The organism is Candidatus Methanoperedens sp. BLZ2, assembly GCF_002487355.1.
GTDB lineage: Archaea > Halobacteriota > Methanosarcinia > Methanosarcinales > Methanoperedenaceae > Methanoperedens.
In genome coordinates this window covers 1-13,701 of record NZ_NTMG01000071.1, presented here as the reverse complement: position 1 = coordinate 13,701, position 13,701 = coordinate 1, and the positions used below count along the sequence as shown (strand labels likewise).

14 protein-coding genes are annotated in these 13,701 nt (G+C 43.2%); 6 read left to right on the top strand and 8 right to left on the bottom strand.

Annotated features, from left to right (window positions below; all coding sequences use genetic code 11):
- Positions 1-5 precede the first annotated feature (5 nt).
- From CL181_RS15250 to CL181_RS15245, 3 genes are all read right to left on the bottom strand, one after another.
- Positions 6-825, bottom strand: a protein-coding gene (locus CL181_RS15250; protein ID WP_097300179.1) for an IS5 family transposase whose coding sequence is annotated in 2 segments (ribosomal slippage) — positions 6-185 and positions 187-825 — 819 coding nt in all. Because the reading frame shifts where the segments join, the coding sequence is not laid out codon by codon here.
- Positions 826-1,004: 179 nt separating this feature from the next.
- Complete coding sequence (locus CL181_RS20570; RefSeq protein ID WP_176505258.1) at positions 1,005-1,151, bottom strand: hypothetical protein; 147 nt, start codon at positions 1,149-1,151, stop codon at positions 1,005-1,007.
- Positions 1,152-1,254: 103 nt separating this feature from the next.
- Positions 1,255-1,545, bottom strand: coding sequence for a hypothetical protein (locus CL181_RS15245; RefSeq protein WP_097300178.1), 291 nt, complete (start codon positions 1,543-1,545; stop codon positions 1,255-1,257).
- A 115-nt stretch (positions 1,546-1,660) separates the two neighbouring features.
- Here CL181_RS15245 and CL181_RS15240 point away from each other — a divergent pair, with 115 nt between their 5' ends.
- From CL181_RS15240 to CL181_RS15230, 3 genes are all read left to right on the top strand, one after another.
- Positions 1,661-2,482 carry an alpha/beta fold hydrolase gene (locus CL181_RS15240; RefSeq protein WP_097300177.1) on the top strand — a complete coding sequence of 274 codons (822 nt, stop codon included), beginning with the start codon at positions 1,661-1,663 and terminating at the stop codon, positions 2,480-2,482.
- 23 nt (positions 2,483-2,505) lie between these two features.
- Positions 2,506-2,994, top strand: a complete 489-nt coding sequence (locus CL181_RS15235) for a hypothetical protein (RefSeq protein ID WP_217993192.1) — start codon at positions 2,506-2,508, stop codon at positions 2,992-2,994.
- Positions 2,995-3,101: 107 nt separating this feature from the next.
- The gene (locus CL181_RS15230; RefSeq protein ID WP_097300176.1) at positions 3,102-5,723 is read left to right on the top strand and encodes an NACHT domain-containing NTPase; all 2,622 of its coding nucleotides are present in this window, start codon (positions 3,102-3,104) and stop codon (positions 5,721-5,723) included.
- A gap of 266 nt (positions 5,724-5,989) precedes the next feature.
- Here CL181_RS15230 and CL181_RS15225 read toward each other — a convergent pair whose 3' ends face one another.
- The 5 genes from CL181_RS15225 to CL181_RS15205 all read right to left on the bottom strand — a co-directional run bounded on the left by CL181_RS15225 (position 5,990) and on the right by CL181_RS15205 (position 9,815).
- The gene (locus tag CL181_RS15225; RefSeq protein ID WP_097300175.1) at positions 5,990-6,352 is read right to left on the bottom strand and encodes a hypothetical protein; all 363 of its coding nucleotides are present in this window, start codon (positions 6,350-6,352) and stop codon (positions 5,990-5,992) included.
- A 222-nt stretch (positions 6,353-6,574) separates the two neighbouring features.
- Positions 6,575-6,703 (bottom strand): hypothetical protein, encoded by a 129-nt coding sequence (locus tag CL181_RS21220; protein ID WP_255251599.1) that lies wholly within the window; start codon positions 6,701-6,703, stop codon positions 6,575-6,577.
- A gap of 22 nt (positions 6,704-6,725) precedes the next feature.
- Complete coding sequence (locus CL181_RS15215) at positions 6,726-8,141, bottom strand: ABC transporter permease (RefSeq protein ID WP_097300173.1); 1,416 nt, start codon at positions 8,139-8,141, stop codon at positions 6,726-6,728.
- A complete protein-coding gene (locus CL181_RS15210) occupies positions 8,096-9,124 on the bottom strand; it encodes an ABC transporter permease (protein WP_176505257.1) in 1,029 nt (342 codons plus the stop codon). The genes CL181_RS15215 and CL181_RS15210 overlap by 46 nt, the downstream gene beginning before the upstream one ends.
- The gene (locus CL181_RS15205; protein WP_097300171.1) at positions 9,117-9,815 is read right to left on the bottom strand and encodes an ABC transporter ATP-binding protein; all 699 of its coding nucleotides are present in this window, start codon (positions 9,813-9,815) and stop codon (positions 9,117-9,119) included. Before CL181_RS15205 ends, CL181_RS15210 begins: the two co-directional genes overlap by 8 nt.
- A gap of 123 nt (positions 9,816-9,938) precedes the next feature.
- Between CL181_RS15205 and CL181_RS15200 the strand changes: the two genes are divergently transcribed.
- The 3 genes from CL181_RS15200 to ltrA all read left to right on the top strand — a co-directional run bounded on the left by CL181_RS15200 (position 9,939) and on the right by ltrA (position 13,574).
- Positions 9,939-10,676 (top strand): winged helix-turn-helix domain-containing protein, encoded by a 738-nt coding sequence (locus CL181_RS15200; protein WP_097300170.1) that lies wholly within the window; start codon positions 9,939-9,941, stop codon positions 10,674-10,676.
- Positions 10,625-11,329 carry a DUF4386 domain-containing protein gene (locus tag CL181_RS15195; RefSeq protein ID WP_141398936.1) on the top strand — a complete coding sequence of 235 codons (705 nt, stop codon included), beginning with the start codon at positions 10,625-10,627 and terminating at the stop codon, positions 11,327-11,329. Before CL181_RS15200 ends, CL181_RS15195 begins: the two co-directional genes overlap by 52 nt.
- Positions 11,330-12,251: 922 nt before the next feature.
- Positions 12,252-13,574 carry a group II intron reverse transcriptase/maturase gene (gene ltrA / locus CL181_RS15185; protein ID WP_097300167.1) on the top strand — a complete coding sequence of 441 codons (1,323 nt, stop codon included), beginning with the start codon at positions 12,252-12,254 and terminating at the stop codon, positions 13,572-13,574.
- Positions 13,575-13,701: the final 127 nt, after the last annotated feature.

Below are 13,701 nucleotides of genomic sequence, written 5' to 3'. Positions count from 1 at the left end.
AGAGCCTATCCGAAAAGTCCGGATGCTCTGAATGTTATCCATGCACATGCGAGGTGTAATAATGCAAGATAGTTTTCAAGCTTTTTATCCCATCTGATAAGCAGTCTTCTGAAACGATTCAGCCATGAGTGTGTCCTTTCCACTACCCATCTCCTTGCTCTATAACCTGGAATCTTTTTTTTCATTGTTTTCTTCTCCACGGCTTCGGATATGTGCAGTATAGCCGTAATCTTCTACCAATTCTCTGATATCGAGGAAATCATATCCTTTATCCATACACATATTCTGATATACGTTATTGGAAGAAGGTCTTTCTATAATTATGGCATCAAGAGTCCCTTTTACAAGCTTTTTATCATGGCGGTTGGCACCGTCCACAGCCACTGAAAGAGGTATGCCACTTCCTTCTGTCAGCATGCTTCTTTTTGTACCTTTTTTCCCTCTGTCTGTTGGATTTGCTCCTGTTCCTTCTCCACCCAAGGGAGCTTTTGTCATTGCTCCATCCATGGATTGCCATTCCCACTCTATTCCTTTCTTCATATCATATTCCATCAGACCTGCTTTCCACATTGCCTCAAATAATCCAGCCTCCCTCCACTCTTGGAATCTATCATGCACAGTGCTTGGTGCACCTAATGATCTCGGCAACGTTTTCCATTGGCAACCTGTGCGAAGGATATAAAAAATGGCAGTCATCATTTTCCTATCATCCTTTCTAGGTCTTCCAGCCTTCTTTTTTGGCTTTGGTGGCGGTATTAATGGTTCTATCTTCTTCCATAATTCATCATATATCTCGTAGTCATGTCCGATTTTTCGTGTTGTCATTACTACATTATTTCTCTATGTCATTGTTTTTCTACTTTTCGGATAGGTACTAAGCCATGCCCTTGCTTGTTCTTGTGTAAATAATTCTGCCATGTCACTCAACTCCTATAATATTTCTATTACATAATAGAAGCATCAGCAAAAAAGATTACACTCCCAAATTTAAAAAATAAATGCATTCACAACTGGCTTATCTGTGGCGGCATTTCTTTTGTATATTCTATAAGTCGCATTTGTTTGTTGTTATATCTATACTTTTTATATTTCACTCCTTCTATTGGAGATTCCAATTCAATAGTATCAAAGTTGATCTTATGTTGAAGCATTTCTATCCCTCATTTATTCAAGGTAATATGAGGTTATGCAAATGAATACATTCGACGGTAAGGTAAAAGAATCTCTCTCCAAGTTAATAGATTTCTCCTGATACTATTCTTTAAGTATCTGCTTATGGGCGATCATAGCAAGCAGGGAATTAACAAGTTTCTTTCCTTCCTCGATATCATTTACCATTCTGATACTTACTTTCCCGCTTGCAAAGAAATTTACTTCGCGCTTTCCCAGGCGCACCAGCACAACACCCAGACTTTCGCAATATCGCGTATCAAGCGCTTCTGCCATTTCTTTAAGATCTGGCGGGCTATTAAGATATGCAATCATACGAATTTTCCATGGATCGGCAAAACAGGGAAGTACCTGTTCTACTCTTTCTACGAACATTTAAATCATTTGAATTAAACCATTTCTGATTAATTTAATTATGCCAATCGCATTTTCGTTCAGTTTATAGATTGCATAAGTATATGTACGTCTCAGGGAAAATTAATAAATATATATGAGTAAAGAACTGAAGAGGTTCAAAGAAGGTGAAATAAGTTTCCTCAAAGGAGGAGAAGGCGAACCTTTTTTACTCCTTCATGGCATTCCGGGATCAGCTTTTACATGGGAGTCGGCGGGTATGCTGCTTGCAGAACACTACCAGGTAATCATTCCTGACCTTCTGGGGTTTGGGCAATCGGATATGCCACATGATGATTACTATATTGAAAACCAGGCGAGGGGAATTAAACAACTTCTTGACAACCTTGGTATCAATAAGTTGTACCTTGGCAGCCATGACTTTGGCGGACCAGTGTCGTTGACGCTCATGCGCCTGTTCCCGGATCTAACTCTTAACGGGCTGGTGCTTTCGGCAACAAATGTATTTACAGATACCCCAATACCGCTGCCGCTTCGAATAGCAGGTGTCCCATTCCTCAATACGATCTTCTTCAAGGCGATGGTGGGTAATAAAATAGGAATACGGATGATGTATCTGGCTGCTACAAAAGAGAAAACGGATGCTTCCTGGAAAAAGTTTGAACGGCATCTTACGCCTTCAGGTATAGATTTTACACGCCGCATTTTCCAGCGCAGCTTATCTGATCTTAAAACCAATTATCAGGCAATTGAGGACACGCTTCGGGATATTGCGGTCCGGACATTGATTCTCTGGGGAGAGACGGATCCATTTTTCGCCATATCGGTTGGTGAACGTATTCGTCGTGCAATCCCGGGATCTACGTTAAAGATATACTATAACACCGGTCACTTTGTTCCGGAAGAACAACCTTCCTATGTTGCGAGAGATATTATGGATTTCTTTGGATGGAGATAGAACGAAAATGAGGTGTTAAGGCTATGAAAACTTCAATATTAAAAACACCTCTTGCGGGTCTGGCAGGAGGATTAGCACTAAATTTCATAATGGTGCTGACATTCCGTCTTCTTGGTTTTGGCTGGAATGGGGGAGGCATACTGCTTGATCCGTCCATCCAGAGTCATAAGCTTATCGCGGTATGGACCCAAATAGAGCCGCTTCCACTAATAGTGTCAAATCCGGCTCCAATAATCACAGGTTTAGTTCTATTTGGCATCATTCATGCCTTCATTTATCAATGGCTTGCACCTGCATGGCCGCAAGGGATCAAGAAACGGGCATGGCGGATGGCTTTACTCGTATTCTTTCTCTCCTTTCTTTTCTGGGAGTTCTTCACCCCCTTTAACCAGTTCGGTGAGCCTATTTTACTGATCTGTCTGGAACTCATCTTCTGGGCAACAATTGCTATTGTGGAGTCGTTTGTCATTGCCATAGTGTCCGAATGGAAACCTGCTGAAAAGGAGAGATGATAAAAGTAAAATAATTAGAAAAATAAATCTTGAGATGTTGAAAAGTCATCTTTATTATAATCTATAATTGTATTAACAATAGAAGTTAGGTTTAAGAGGTGTGAGGAATGAATCCCAATCTTTCCCAAAGTAAGCGCAAGAGTAAGAATAAAATAAATTCAAATAAGGGTAGAAATATGGTTGTGAAAGGACGTAAATTCGAAGATGAGGTTGCATCCCTATATCATCTCATGGGTTACACAGTTGAGCGTAATATCAGCATTTGCAATAAAAAAGTTGATATTAGAGCTTCATTTCGTCTCCCCATAACTCAGCAGGAGCATCGTATTATTGTTGAATGTAAAAATGAGGCAAAGAATACATCAATGAACGAGCGCACTTTGGCATTTGACGGGCTTTTAAGACAGGCACGTAAGGTTAGGGAGGCTGACTCTGCTGAGATTATAACTCGCAAGCCATGGAGCGATCAAGCAAAGGGTGTTGCTGCCGAAGTGGGAATTGGGCTATACACTTTTGAGGAAAAATTAAGTAAAATAATTGATTTTTCCCATTACATTGAGCGGGTTATTCATGACTTTGAGCATTTTACTGAATTCGTTAACAAAGGCCTTTTTATTAAAAACCCGATAATTGAAATAATGAATCGTAGCGATCTTCATAAAACTTATGTGCCTCTATCATGCCGCATGTTGGAACATGAAAAAATCGTAGAACATAGATCATTAGATGAGCTTGTAGAGAAATGGCTTGCGGACCCGGATCACAACCATCTTTCAATCCTTGGGGATTTTGGGACTGGAAAATCTTCATTCTGTTTATACCTGACATATAAATTAGCCAAAAGCTACAAAAAAGATCCGATCAATGCCCGTATTCCACTTTTCATTTCTTTACGTGATTATACAAAAGCAGTTAATTTACAGCAGCTTATCACAGATCTGCTGTTAAACAAATATAATATCCGCATAGAGAATTATGCGGTTTTTCAGCGTTTCCTTGAGAGCGGGCGCCTCGTTCTACTGTTCGATGGCTTCGATGAAATGTCTACTAAGACCGACAGAGCCCTTACGATCCGAAATTTTGAAGAACTGACCAGAGTTGTTGTGGCTGGTTCAAAAACCATACTCACATGCCGCACCCATTACTTTACCGATCAGAAACAAGTGGATGATATAATGCGCGGCGATGAAGGTAGCGAACTATTACGGATTATCCGCAGACAACCTAACTTTCAGATTGTACAAATAGAAGAATTTACAGATGAACAGATTCAGCAATTAATCCATCACTATCATCCAAATGATCTGAACGATGCATGGATTGCTATTCGTCGCAATTTGCATGACTTGGCGCGCCGCCCCCTGCTGCTGGATATGATAATCAAAACTCTACCCAAACTTCTTGCAATGGACAAGACTGTTAATACCGTCCATCTATACAATGAATACACCCGCATATGGATTGAGCGAGAAGATTATCATGCCAAAATGTCACCATCAGTCAAGAAGGCTTTTATGGAAGACTTAGCAATGAAAATGTGGTTCAGTGAAACGCAATCCATACATTATCTAGATTTGAGAGAACATATTCGAACATACTTCCCAAAAATCGTTACTATAGAGGATCTGGATTACTTTGATCATGATACTCGCACCTGTTCTTTTCTCAGCCGTGATACCGTGGGGAACTATTATTTCATCCACAAGTCATTTATGGAGTTCTTTGTAGCTAATAGAATCTATAATAATCTAATTAATAATAGTAATGATTCAAGGTTTTGTGAAAAAGAATTCTCTCCTGAGATAAGCAGTTTCGTTGCGCAATTTGTTTCCGAAAATATGGGTGCGCTAGACAATCTCTGCCACTGGGCATTTGATAACACCAAAACTCTATCATGGAATGCGATTAATGTTTTATCATTTCTAAAGGCTTTTAAACCTGAGAATGCAGTCGATTATTTACTCCAATTATGCAAAAAGGAAGGGTTGAAATCTGGCGTAATATGGGTAATCGGGGAGCTTGGAATACGCCACCAAGAGGTGTTGGATATTCTACGTGATGTGGTTTGCAATCCGAGCAAACCTGAAGGGTGGTGGGAAGCAGCGGTTGCACTACAAAAATTAGGTACTCTTTCTGATCCGGTCGGCAAATTGATAGAGACGCTTCCTTCTGAATGGACATTCGATGAAGCGATTGAAAATCTCAAGGAAGTAGTAAAATCTCAGGGAGGAAGTAGTACTTTGGTAAATCAGCAGGATATAGTTGCTATTGTCAGGGAATATAGGAGAAGTTGTTCGAAAGATGAAATTGAGATAAAAGTTAGAACTGTTTTTAGCTCTTTGAAATTATCTTCTGATACCATAGGTAGGCGATCGTATTATGCCGTTTGGCTCTATGGTGAACTTCGCATGCGATCTGTGCTCCCTATATTGATATCTGCTGTTGACCATCCACAAGAAGCAGTCCGAAACATGGTTGCTGAGGCAATTGGAAAAATTGGAGAAGTTAATGGAACAAATCAGCCTACTTTTATTGGTAATGATGAATTAATCGTACTTCGTAAGCTTCTGTCTGATCGCTATTATCGCACTCGCTTTCATGCGGCAGAGGCAATTGGAAAGATACATGCTACTGAATTGCTGCCTGACCTAAAAGATGCTTTAGAACGTGAATCTTTATTGGATGTACAGAATGAATTGGTCAAAGCAATTCGACTACTGGAAGGCTAACCAAGCCAAAGCTTGAACGGGTAATGAGGTATCCGTTTGGAATCTGGCAGTGTGTTTGCTATGACAGCTCTCGAATACTTCTCCGGATAGTAGGGAAACCTGTGAAGAAGGGATAATAGTAAAATATTATTCAGAAGAGGACAGTTCATTTTGCTCACCCGTATTGATTTATTTTCCTCAAATTGTTTGCATTTTTACCTTTGCTTTTCTGCTCTTGAATACGGCGCCAGTGAGAAGAAAGATTGCACCCGGCAATAAGAGCATTCCTATACTGGGCATAGCGAGTATCGAGTAAGCAAGCAAAAAAAAAAGCTTCCGATCCATGCCATTGATGTTCTGCAATAACATCCCCATGCAGCTACGGCAGCTCCTATAACAAAGATAAGGAGAATAGGATTAAATGCCCCGATCCAGACTGTTTTCGTAACAATTGTCTTGTTTATACCACTTTCTGTTTGATTCCATGTTTCCGATACGCTTGTTCCGGGAAATCCTGCAAAAAAGAAATAGAGTGAGGGGGATGCTACCAGTATGAAACCTAAAATACCGTAGATTACAGGATTTTGCAAAAATGAAGTTATCCTGCGCATGATTTTCATTCCTTTAGAGTAATGGTGTTTTTTAGCCATTTAATACTTTCACATTGAGATGTGGATGAACCTGTTATTAATGCTGTTTTCCTTTCCTTTAAATAGTTATGATTTCTATTGTTTTGCATAGAATTTTTACCTCGATTATTTAAACTTCTTCGTCCTTATGGAAATTTAAAAAAGTGCTGCCTGCATTATTGCAGGCATGATCGGAATATTTTTTTCTTCCATTTGATTGTTCATATTTGTTTTTGTCCCGGCTTACTGCATCATTTGTCGCAGATGCAGCGGCAATCCACCGTGGATTAGAAGGGCTAAACCTCCGAACACCAGAATTATGACCAGTATTACGGCAAGAATTATGATCCATTTCATGCTAATATGTTTCATGTTGTGTCACCTCCTTTCATTTTCACTCATAAGCCAGAACCTGCTGAACCGGCAATCGCGCTTCCCGCCAGGCAGGGTACGCACTGGCGATAATTCCAATAAGGATCACCAATACCAACCATCCAGCCATTGCTACTGGTGAAAAGACATTCTCCAGCCGTGCCCGGATAAATATATTTCCTGCGAAATCCCCGATGATCACGCCAAGCGGCCACGCAAGCACGATGGCAACAAGCCAGCTCAGGATGCCAATTACAATTCCTTCGATGACCACGATCTGCAGCACATCATCGGAGCTAGCGCCGATGGCTCGCATAATACCGAATTCGCGCGTTCGTTCCATCACGTTTATGCTCATTGTGGAAGCGAGAGCCAGTCCGCCAACGGCAGCGACTAATGCCGCCATTAACAGAAGGAACATCTGGATGACCACAAGGTGATCTTTTAATTCCTGCATTCTTTCTGTACTCGGATTGACTGAAATTCGATGCAACCCGGCACTATCAAACTGCTGTTCAAGCTGTCCGGAAACGATCCTCAATGCAGCGTGCTGGTCTGTCTTGATACGGATGTCCGCGGTAGTACCTTCCATGCCTGTAATGCGGGCCAGGTAGTCACGATTGACATACGCAGAAGCTGCAATATTTTGTCCGCGCCTGCGGGCGCCTATTTCACGCACGGCGCCAACTACTGTCCATTCCATTTCTTTATTCCCGGTTTTAAGCATGATCCTGTCCCCAACTTTCATGCCTGCTCCCTCCAGCAGTTCATGGTTTATAACCAGAGCGTTCGTATCATTCGATTGCAGCCAGCGCCCCTCAATAATCGGGAATGTGATCATATCCGTTGCGGGCGGTACTCCTGTGAGGGTGAAGCTAATGCCATCTGTCCCGTCGGAATTTATTCGTGCAGCCAAAATCTGCTCCCAGCTCTCAACTTCCGATATGCCAGGCACATCAAGGACTGTTTTTTCCACATATTCCACGGGGTAGGGCTGGCTGAATTTCACTTCAATGTCATAATGGCGGGCATTCATTGCCACATCGATAGTGTTTGACCACGACTCACCGACATTAATAGCGCTCATGAACGTTGCGCCTCCCACTGCCAGGATACCGATTGTAAACAGCAGTCTTGACCTCTGACGGAAAGTATTACGCAGCGAGAGCAAGAGAGGACGACCCGTTCCACTCATACGGGAAACAAGCATGTCAATACGGTTCGTACCGAATTGGTTTTTATTAATGCCGTAATCACTGATAGCCTGCTGGACAGTAATCCGGCTGCCTCTGTATACCGGAATGGCGGCAGCAAGCAGAGGCACAGACAGCCCTACAAGAATCTGGACTGCATATACCCAGTGCGGGATGAAGTCGCTTGTGATGTTAAAGTTCAGTATTTTCGCTGTGAATACCGCGAATGCCCGGCCTGCCCACATGCCAGCAGGAATACCGATAAAAGTCCTGAAACTCCAAGGAGCAGCACCGAACCGAAATAGAGTCCAGCTATCTGGTATGTTGTTGCTCCAATGACCTTCATCACTCCAATCTGCCTGATCTGCTGTGAAAGCAAAGCAGATACTGTGCTTGCGACAAGTATGCTGCTAAGGATCAGGGCGAGGATACCGAACACCTCCAATAAGAACAGTAATGAATCCATCTGGTCAGCATGCGGATGTTTACCTGCATTAGGAATTTCCACATGTGAAACATGGTATCCACGTTTCTCCATTACATCCCTGACCTGATTAGCAACGTTGGTGATACGGGTAACATCCTTCGAATTTTCATCCACAACGATACGCAGTTCATTTAAGGCGCGTGTCTCACCAAGCGATTCAAGGGTATTGAGGGTGATGTATCCGTATGCGATATTATCCACATCGCCCGGTGACTGGCCTGGGTCATGGACGATCCCGGTCACTTTCAGTTCGTGATCCTGTCCATTATTTGGAGTCTGGATTATTACAGTGTCACCGATCTCCTTTTTGATTAGTGGCAGAGCTGAACGTTCGATGAGTATTTCGCGGTCAGCGGGCGGCCAATTGCCCCGTTCGAGTTTAAACGTTGAAACGCGCAAATTGTTGAAGTCATCGATCACAAATAGCAAGAGCCTACGGTATTCATTCGGTCCGGCCTGGATGCGAGCCGTGACAATACGTCGTGGCTCAGCGTTTGCAACCCCCGGGAGACTTTCGACAGCCGCAGCCAGCTTATCATCGGCATTTTCCGTGTACAGGATCGCTGATGCCGGATGTGTACCCAGGAAATTTGCGTTTATTTCATGGGTTAGAATGGAATAGCCGGCCAGAACCGTGCCGACGCCGAAAATCCCGATAGCGATAGCCAGTACTGCCAGCAATGTGCGTGTCTTGTTCAGCCACAAATCGCCCAGCACCTTGCGCCAGCGTACGCTAATCATATAAACCACTTCCATTAACAACCTGTCCGTCTGCTAACTTCACAACACTTGAAACCCATTTCGTGATGTCGCGTTCATGCGTCACCATTACGATGGTTTTGCCTGATGCTGCAAGGCCCTTAAAAAGCTGTAAAATAGCCTCTGAGGTATGTGAATCGAGATTTCCGGTCGGCTCATCCGCCATGAGTAAGGCCGGGTCATTTGCTAGCGCACGTGCAATAGCAGCACGCTGCTGCTGACCGCCGGAAAGAAGTGCGGGAAGCTTATCTGCCTGCTCACTGATACCAACCTGCTCAAGCAGGCGAAGCGCCCGCCCCTTGCGTTCACGCGCAGGAATAATGCCGCAAAAATCCATGGGCAGCATCACATTCTCAAGAATGGTCAGCGTGGGCAGAAGCTGGAAGAACTGGAACACAACACCGACATTCCTCCTGCGCCATTTTGCAAGCTGGTCCTGGTCCATATTATGGATAGTGGTATCACCAATCCATATTTCTCCTGATGTCGGTTTGTCAATACCGCTTAACATATTGAGAATGGTCGATTTCCCGCTGCCCGATTTACCGATTATGGCAACGAACTCACCCGGCTTCACCTGCAAATTAACTTCCCGAAGGGCATGGAATGTACCTCCTGCACCTTCATGGGTCTTAGTGACCCCGGTCAACCTGATTAGATTTTCATTATTCATGTTTTATCACCTATTTCACCAGAGGAAAAATTGATCCGGAGATGCTTAATAAAAATCTGGCACAATGTAGATCCAGGCAACAGGCATATTACAAAGGTTACACTAATGTAACAAGAAAATATTATGAAAGTCTACGAGCTATTCACGGAACTGTCTTCAGGAAAAAGGCTTGATATACTTCAGGCCCTGAATGAAAAACACATGACATTCACCAACCTGATCAAGGAAGTTGACATGACCTCGGCTGAAGCATCAAGACAATTATCAAGATTAACAGAGGCAAGGTTAATTGAGAAAAAAGGGGACGGGAGATATTATAATACGCTCCTGGGGAAACTGGTTATATCCAGCATATCGGGCATGAACTTTATATCGGAGAAATCAGGATACTTCCTTGAACATGATACTTCACCGATTCCTCTTGATCTCCTGGGACAAATAGACGCTTTATCAAAAGGAGAGATCGTGACAGGCGTCTATAATATTTTAAACACACAGGAAAAATTGAGCGAAGGTCTTTCAGGCCACTTCTGGTACATGTCAGATGATTTTCCCAGACATCATCTGCCCAATATCGAAAAGGTGTTGGAAAAGGGAATGGAGATAAGAGTAATATTTCCAAAAGACCTGTTATCCACTTTGAAACTTAGCGAAAAAAACATGGAAAAAATTCAGTTCAGGGCACAAGATGAGATCAAATTATCTGTTATGACGGCAAATAGATTCTCCATGCTCAAACTGCCCGGACCGGATGGCAAGATCGACCAGAATACTGCCTTATTCGGCCATGATGAAAGGTTCAGGAAGTGGTGCGAAAAGCTTTTCCGGTATTACTGGGAAGCAAAAGGAGGAATATTATGAGTATATCATTTTCAGAGCAGTCCTACCGGAAACTGGCGGCGGCATTGCTCGTACTTGGTGCGGTCCTGGCAAACATAGCGTTTATTGGACTGGGATCGGTTTTTAATTATCCCGACATCCTGCAAGAGCCGGCAAAAGAGATCCTTCGGCAATTCATGGCAAACCAAAGCGCGATAATTTTCTGGTTTAGCATCCTTGCGATTGGCGCTGGTTTGTTAGCCCCCATCGCTGTCATCCTTGGCCGCCTGGGGAGCAGCCGAATGGCGGTGTGGATTGGTGTATTGGCCGCAGTTGTGCAGGTCATTGGTTTATCACGCTGGATATTGATCGTGCCAGGTCTTGCGCAAAAAGGTGATGTAGCAACATTCCAGTTGCTCAATACGATCCTCGGAACTATCGTGGGTGAGACTTTCGGTTATCTCTTCACAGGAGTTTGGACTATTCTTATCATCCGGTCCCTGGGTAAAAACATCGGAAGCCTCTGGTTTTCATGGCTCGGGATCATCTCGGCGATCCTCATTATGCTCGGATTGCTTATCCCGTTCGGTGTTCCCGGCGCTGATTCCGCCAATTTTATTGGCTACATTCTCTGGAGTATCTGGTTGGTGGCCCTTGGTGTTCTGATCTGGAAGGGTGATGACCGCAAGCATTGATGGAATGCTGTTGGTTTGATTGCATCTGGTAATGATAATCAACTACAGAGGCCCCAGAGATCATAGAGTCAACATTTCCCTATTTCCTCCGTGAGCTGGTATGAAAAAAAATTAACAACGAACTCCGACGAACTCAATACGAACTCTGATTGCTTTGAGTTCGTTGCAGTTCGTTCGTTGTTTAGAAATTGCCTGTCCAGACAAAGGCTGGAATATCCGTCAAAATACTGCGCAAAAGTCAGCTTCGGCGTTTGTTACAGCAGGAAAGGGAAAGTGTTGGATTATTTGCATGGTTTTCAGGGTTTTAGAAAATAGTATTCATCCAGACGAATAGAACGCGGATGACGCGGATTGCGCTGATTCACGCGGGCGCGCCGAGCAAAGCTCATACTCGCCAGCTGGTGCAAATCCAGCATGAGGAAAGGCTAGCCACCACCTCAGAACTGAACCCCACACCCGGCCTGGTAACAGGCTAATGTGATGCAGGGGGGAAGGGATACCAGGCCGCAATATATTGTATGTGAAGGTTATAAGCCCCGAAATTCTGTTGATCTTGGAAGCCGACGTTCTCTGCGTGAACGGAAGGCAGCAATCACAGCACCGAAATTAATGCATCTCCGGTCTTGGAATATAGCAGAGAGCTGCGAACGGCAAGGTGATGTGAGTCCAACGGGGTCTAAGACCGCAGCATGGTATCAAACGGAGAATATGGGAACTCGGGAGACCCAGGATGCCCTCCCCAAAAAAAAGGGGGAGTATGCGATATTAAGCCTATAAACGGTTAGATATTGCAAACAGCATTCCGGGAGTCGGATCAGTTCGTAGTACTTATGAAGCAGGGTAATTCCTGTGGAGGGAAGGGACTGACAGAAGTACGAGTGACATTAGGGTCACATCTAACACACTCAGAGGTGAAAATAAGATGGCAACAAAACTAACGTCTAAGACTCAAAAAGCGATACAGGTTATAGCTTTAAAAGCAAAAGAAGATCCGAAATGTAAGTTTACGTCATTAGCACATTTACTTGCAGAGGATTTTCTAAAAGAATGTTTCATGGAGCTAAAGAAAAACAAATCTCCCGGTATTGACGGAATAACAGTAAATGAATATGAAGAACAATTAGATGAAAACATAGCCGATCTCGTAGCAAAACTTAAAGCAAAACAGTACAAACCAAAACCGGTCAAACGTGTCTATATCCCAAAGCCAAACGGCGATAAAAGACAACTCGGAATCCCTGTTGTTGAGGACAAAATCGTCCAGATGGCAATAAAGAAGATTTTCGAAGCGATATTTGAACAGGATTTTATGGATATGTCCTACGGTTTTCGTCCAAATCGGGGCTGTCATGATGCTCTAAAACAGATAGACAAGATCATCATGAAATACCCGGTTAACTTTATTGTGGACATGGACATATCGAAGTTCTTTGACACAGTAAACCACAAATATTTGATGGAATTTCTGAAAAATAGAATTGTGGATACAAACCTGTTACGGTTGATTAGCCGTTTCTTAAAGTCTGGCATAATGGAAGAAGGGATATACTTTGAAACGGAACAAGGAACGCCACAAGGTGGCGTACTGAGCCCAGTTCTTGCCAATGTATACCTTCACTATGTGCTAGACGCATGGTTTCAGTCTGAAGTGATTCCTCAGCTTAATGGTTTTGCCGTACTCGTGAGATATGCGGACGACTTCGTTGTCTGTTTCGAAAACGAGAAAGAAGCCAGGATTTTTGGAGTTGCACTAAGGCAGCGAATGAGTAAGTTCGGGCTTACAATATCTGAAGAAAAGAGTAAGATCATTGAGTTCGGACGATGTACGTGTCAGAAGGCAAAGAAATACGGCTTTACTTGTGAAACCTTTGACTTTCTGGGCTTTACACATTTTTGTGATAAGACTCGAAGAGGCAAATTCAAGCTTGGGCGAAAGACATCACGCAAGAAGTATACAAACAAGATGAAAGATATGAACGTATGGTTAAAGCATATCCGAAATCGTGCTGAACTGAAAGAATGGTGGAAGTTGTTGGGAAGTAAGTTGCTCGGACATTACCAATATTATGGAATGAGCGGCAACTTTAGATGCCTAAAGAACTTCTATCATAATACCGTGAGAACTGTCTTCAAGTGGATAAACAGACGAAGCCAGAGGAAAAGCTACAACTGGGATCAGTTTCTTAATTTCATCCTGTTTAATCCTCTTCCGAAACCGAAGATATACCATTCACTTTACACCTGAACACATAGAGGATGTGCTTCTGAAGAGCCGGATGAGGGAAATCCTCAAGTCCGGTTCTGTGAGGGGGCTCATAGTAACTTTGGGGCTATTACCTCGATAAAAGGTGGGCTATGGGCTCTACTCGACA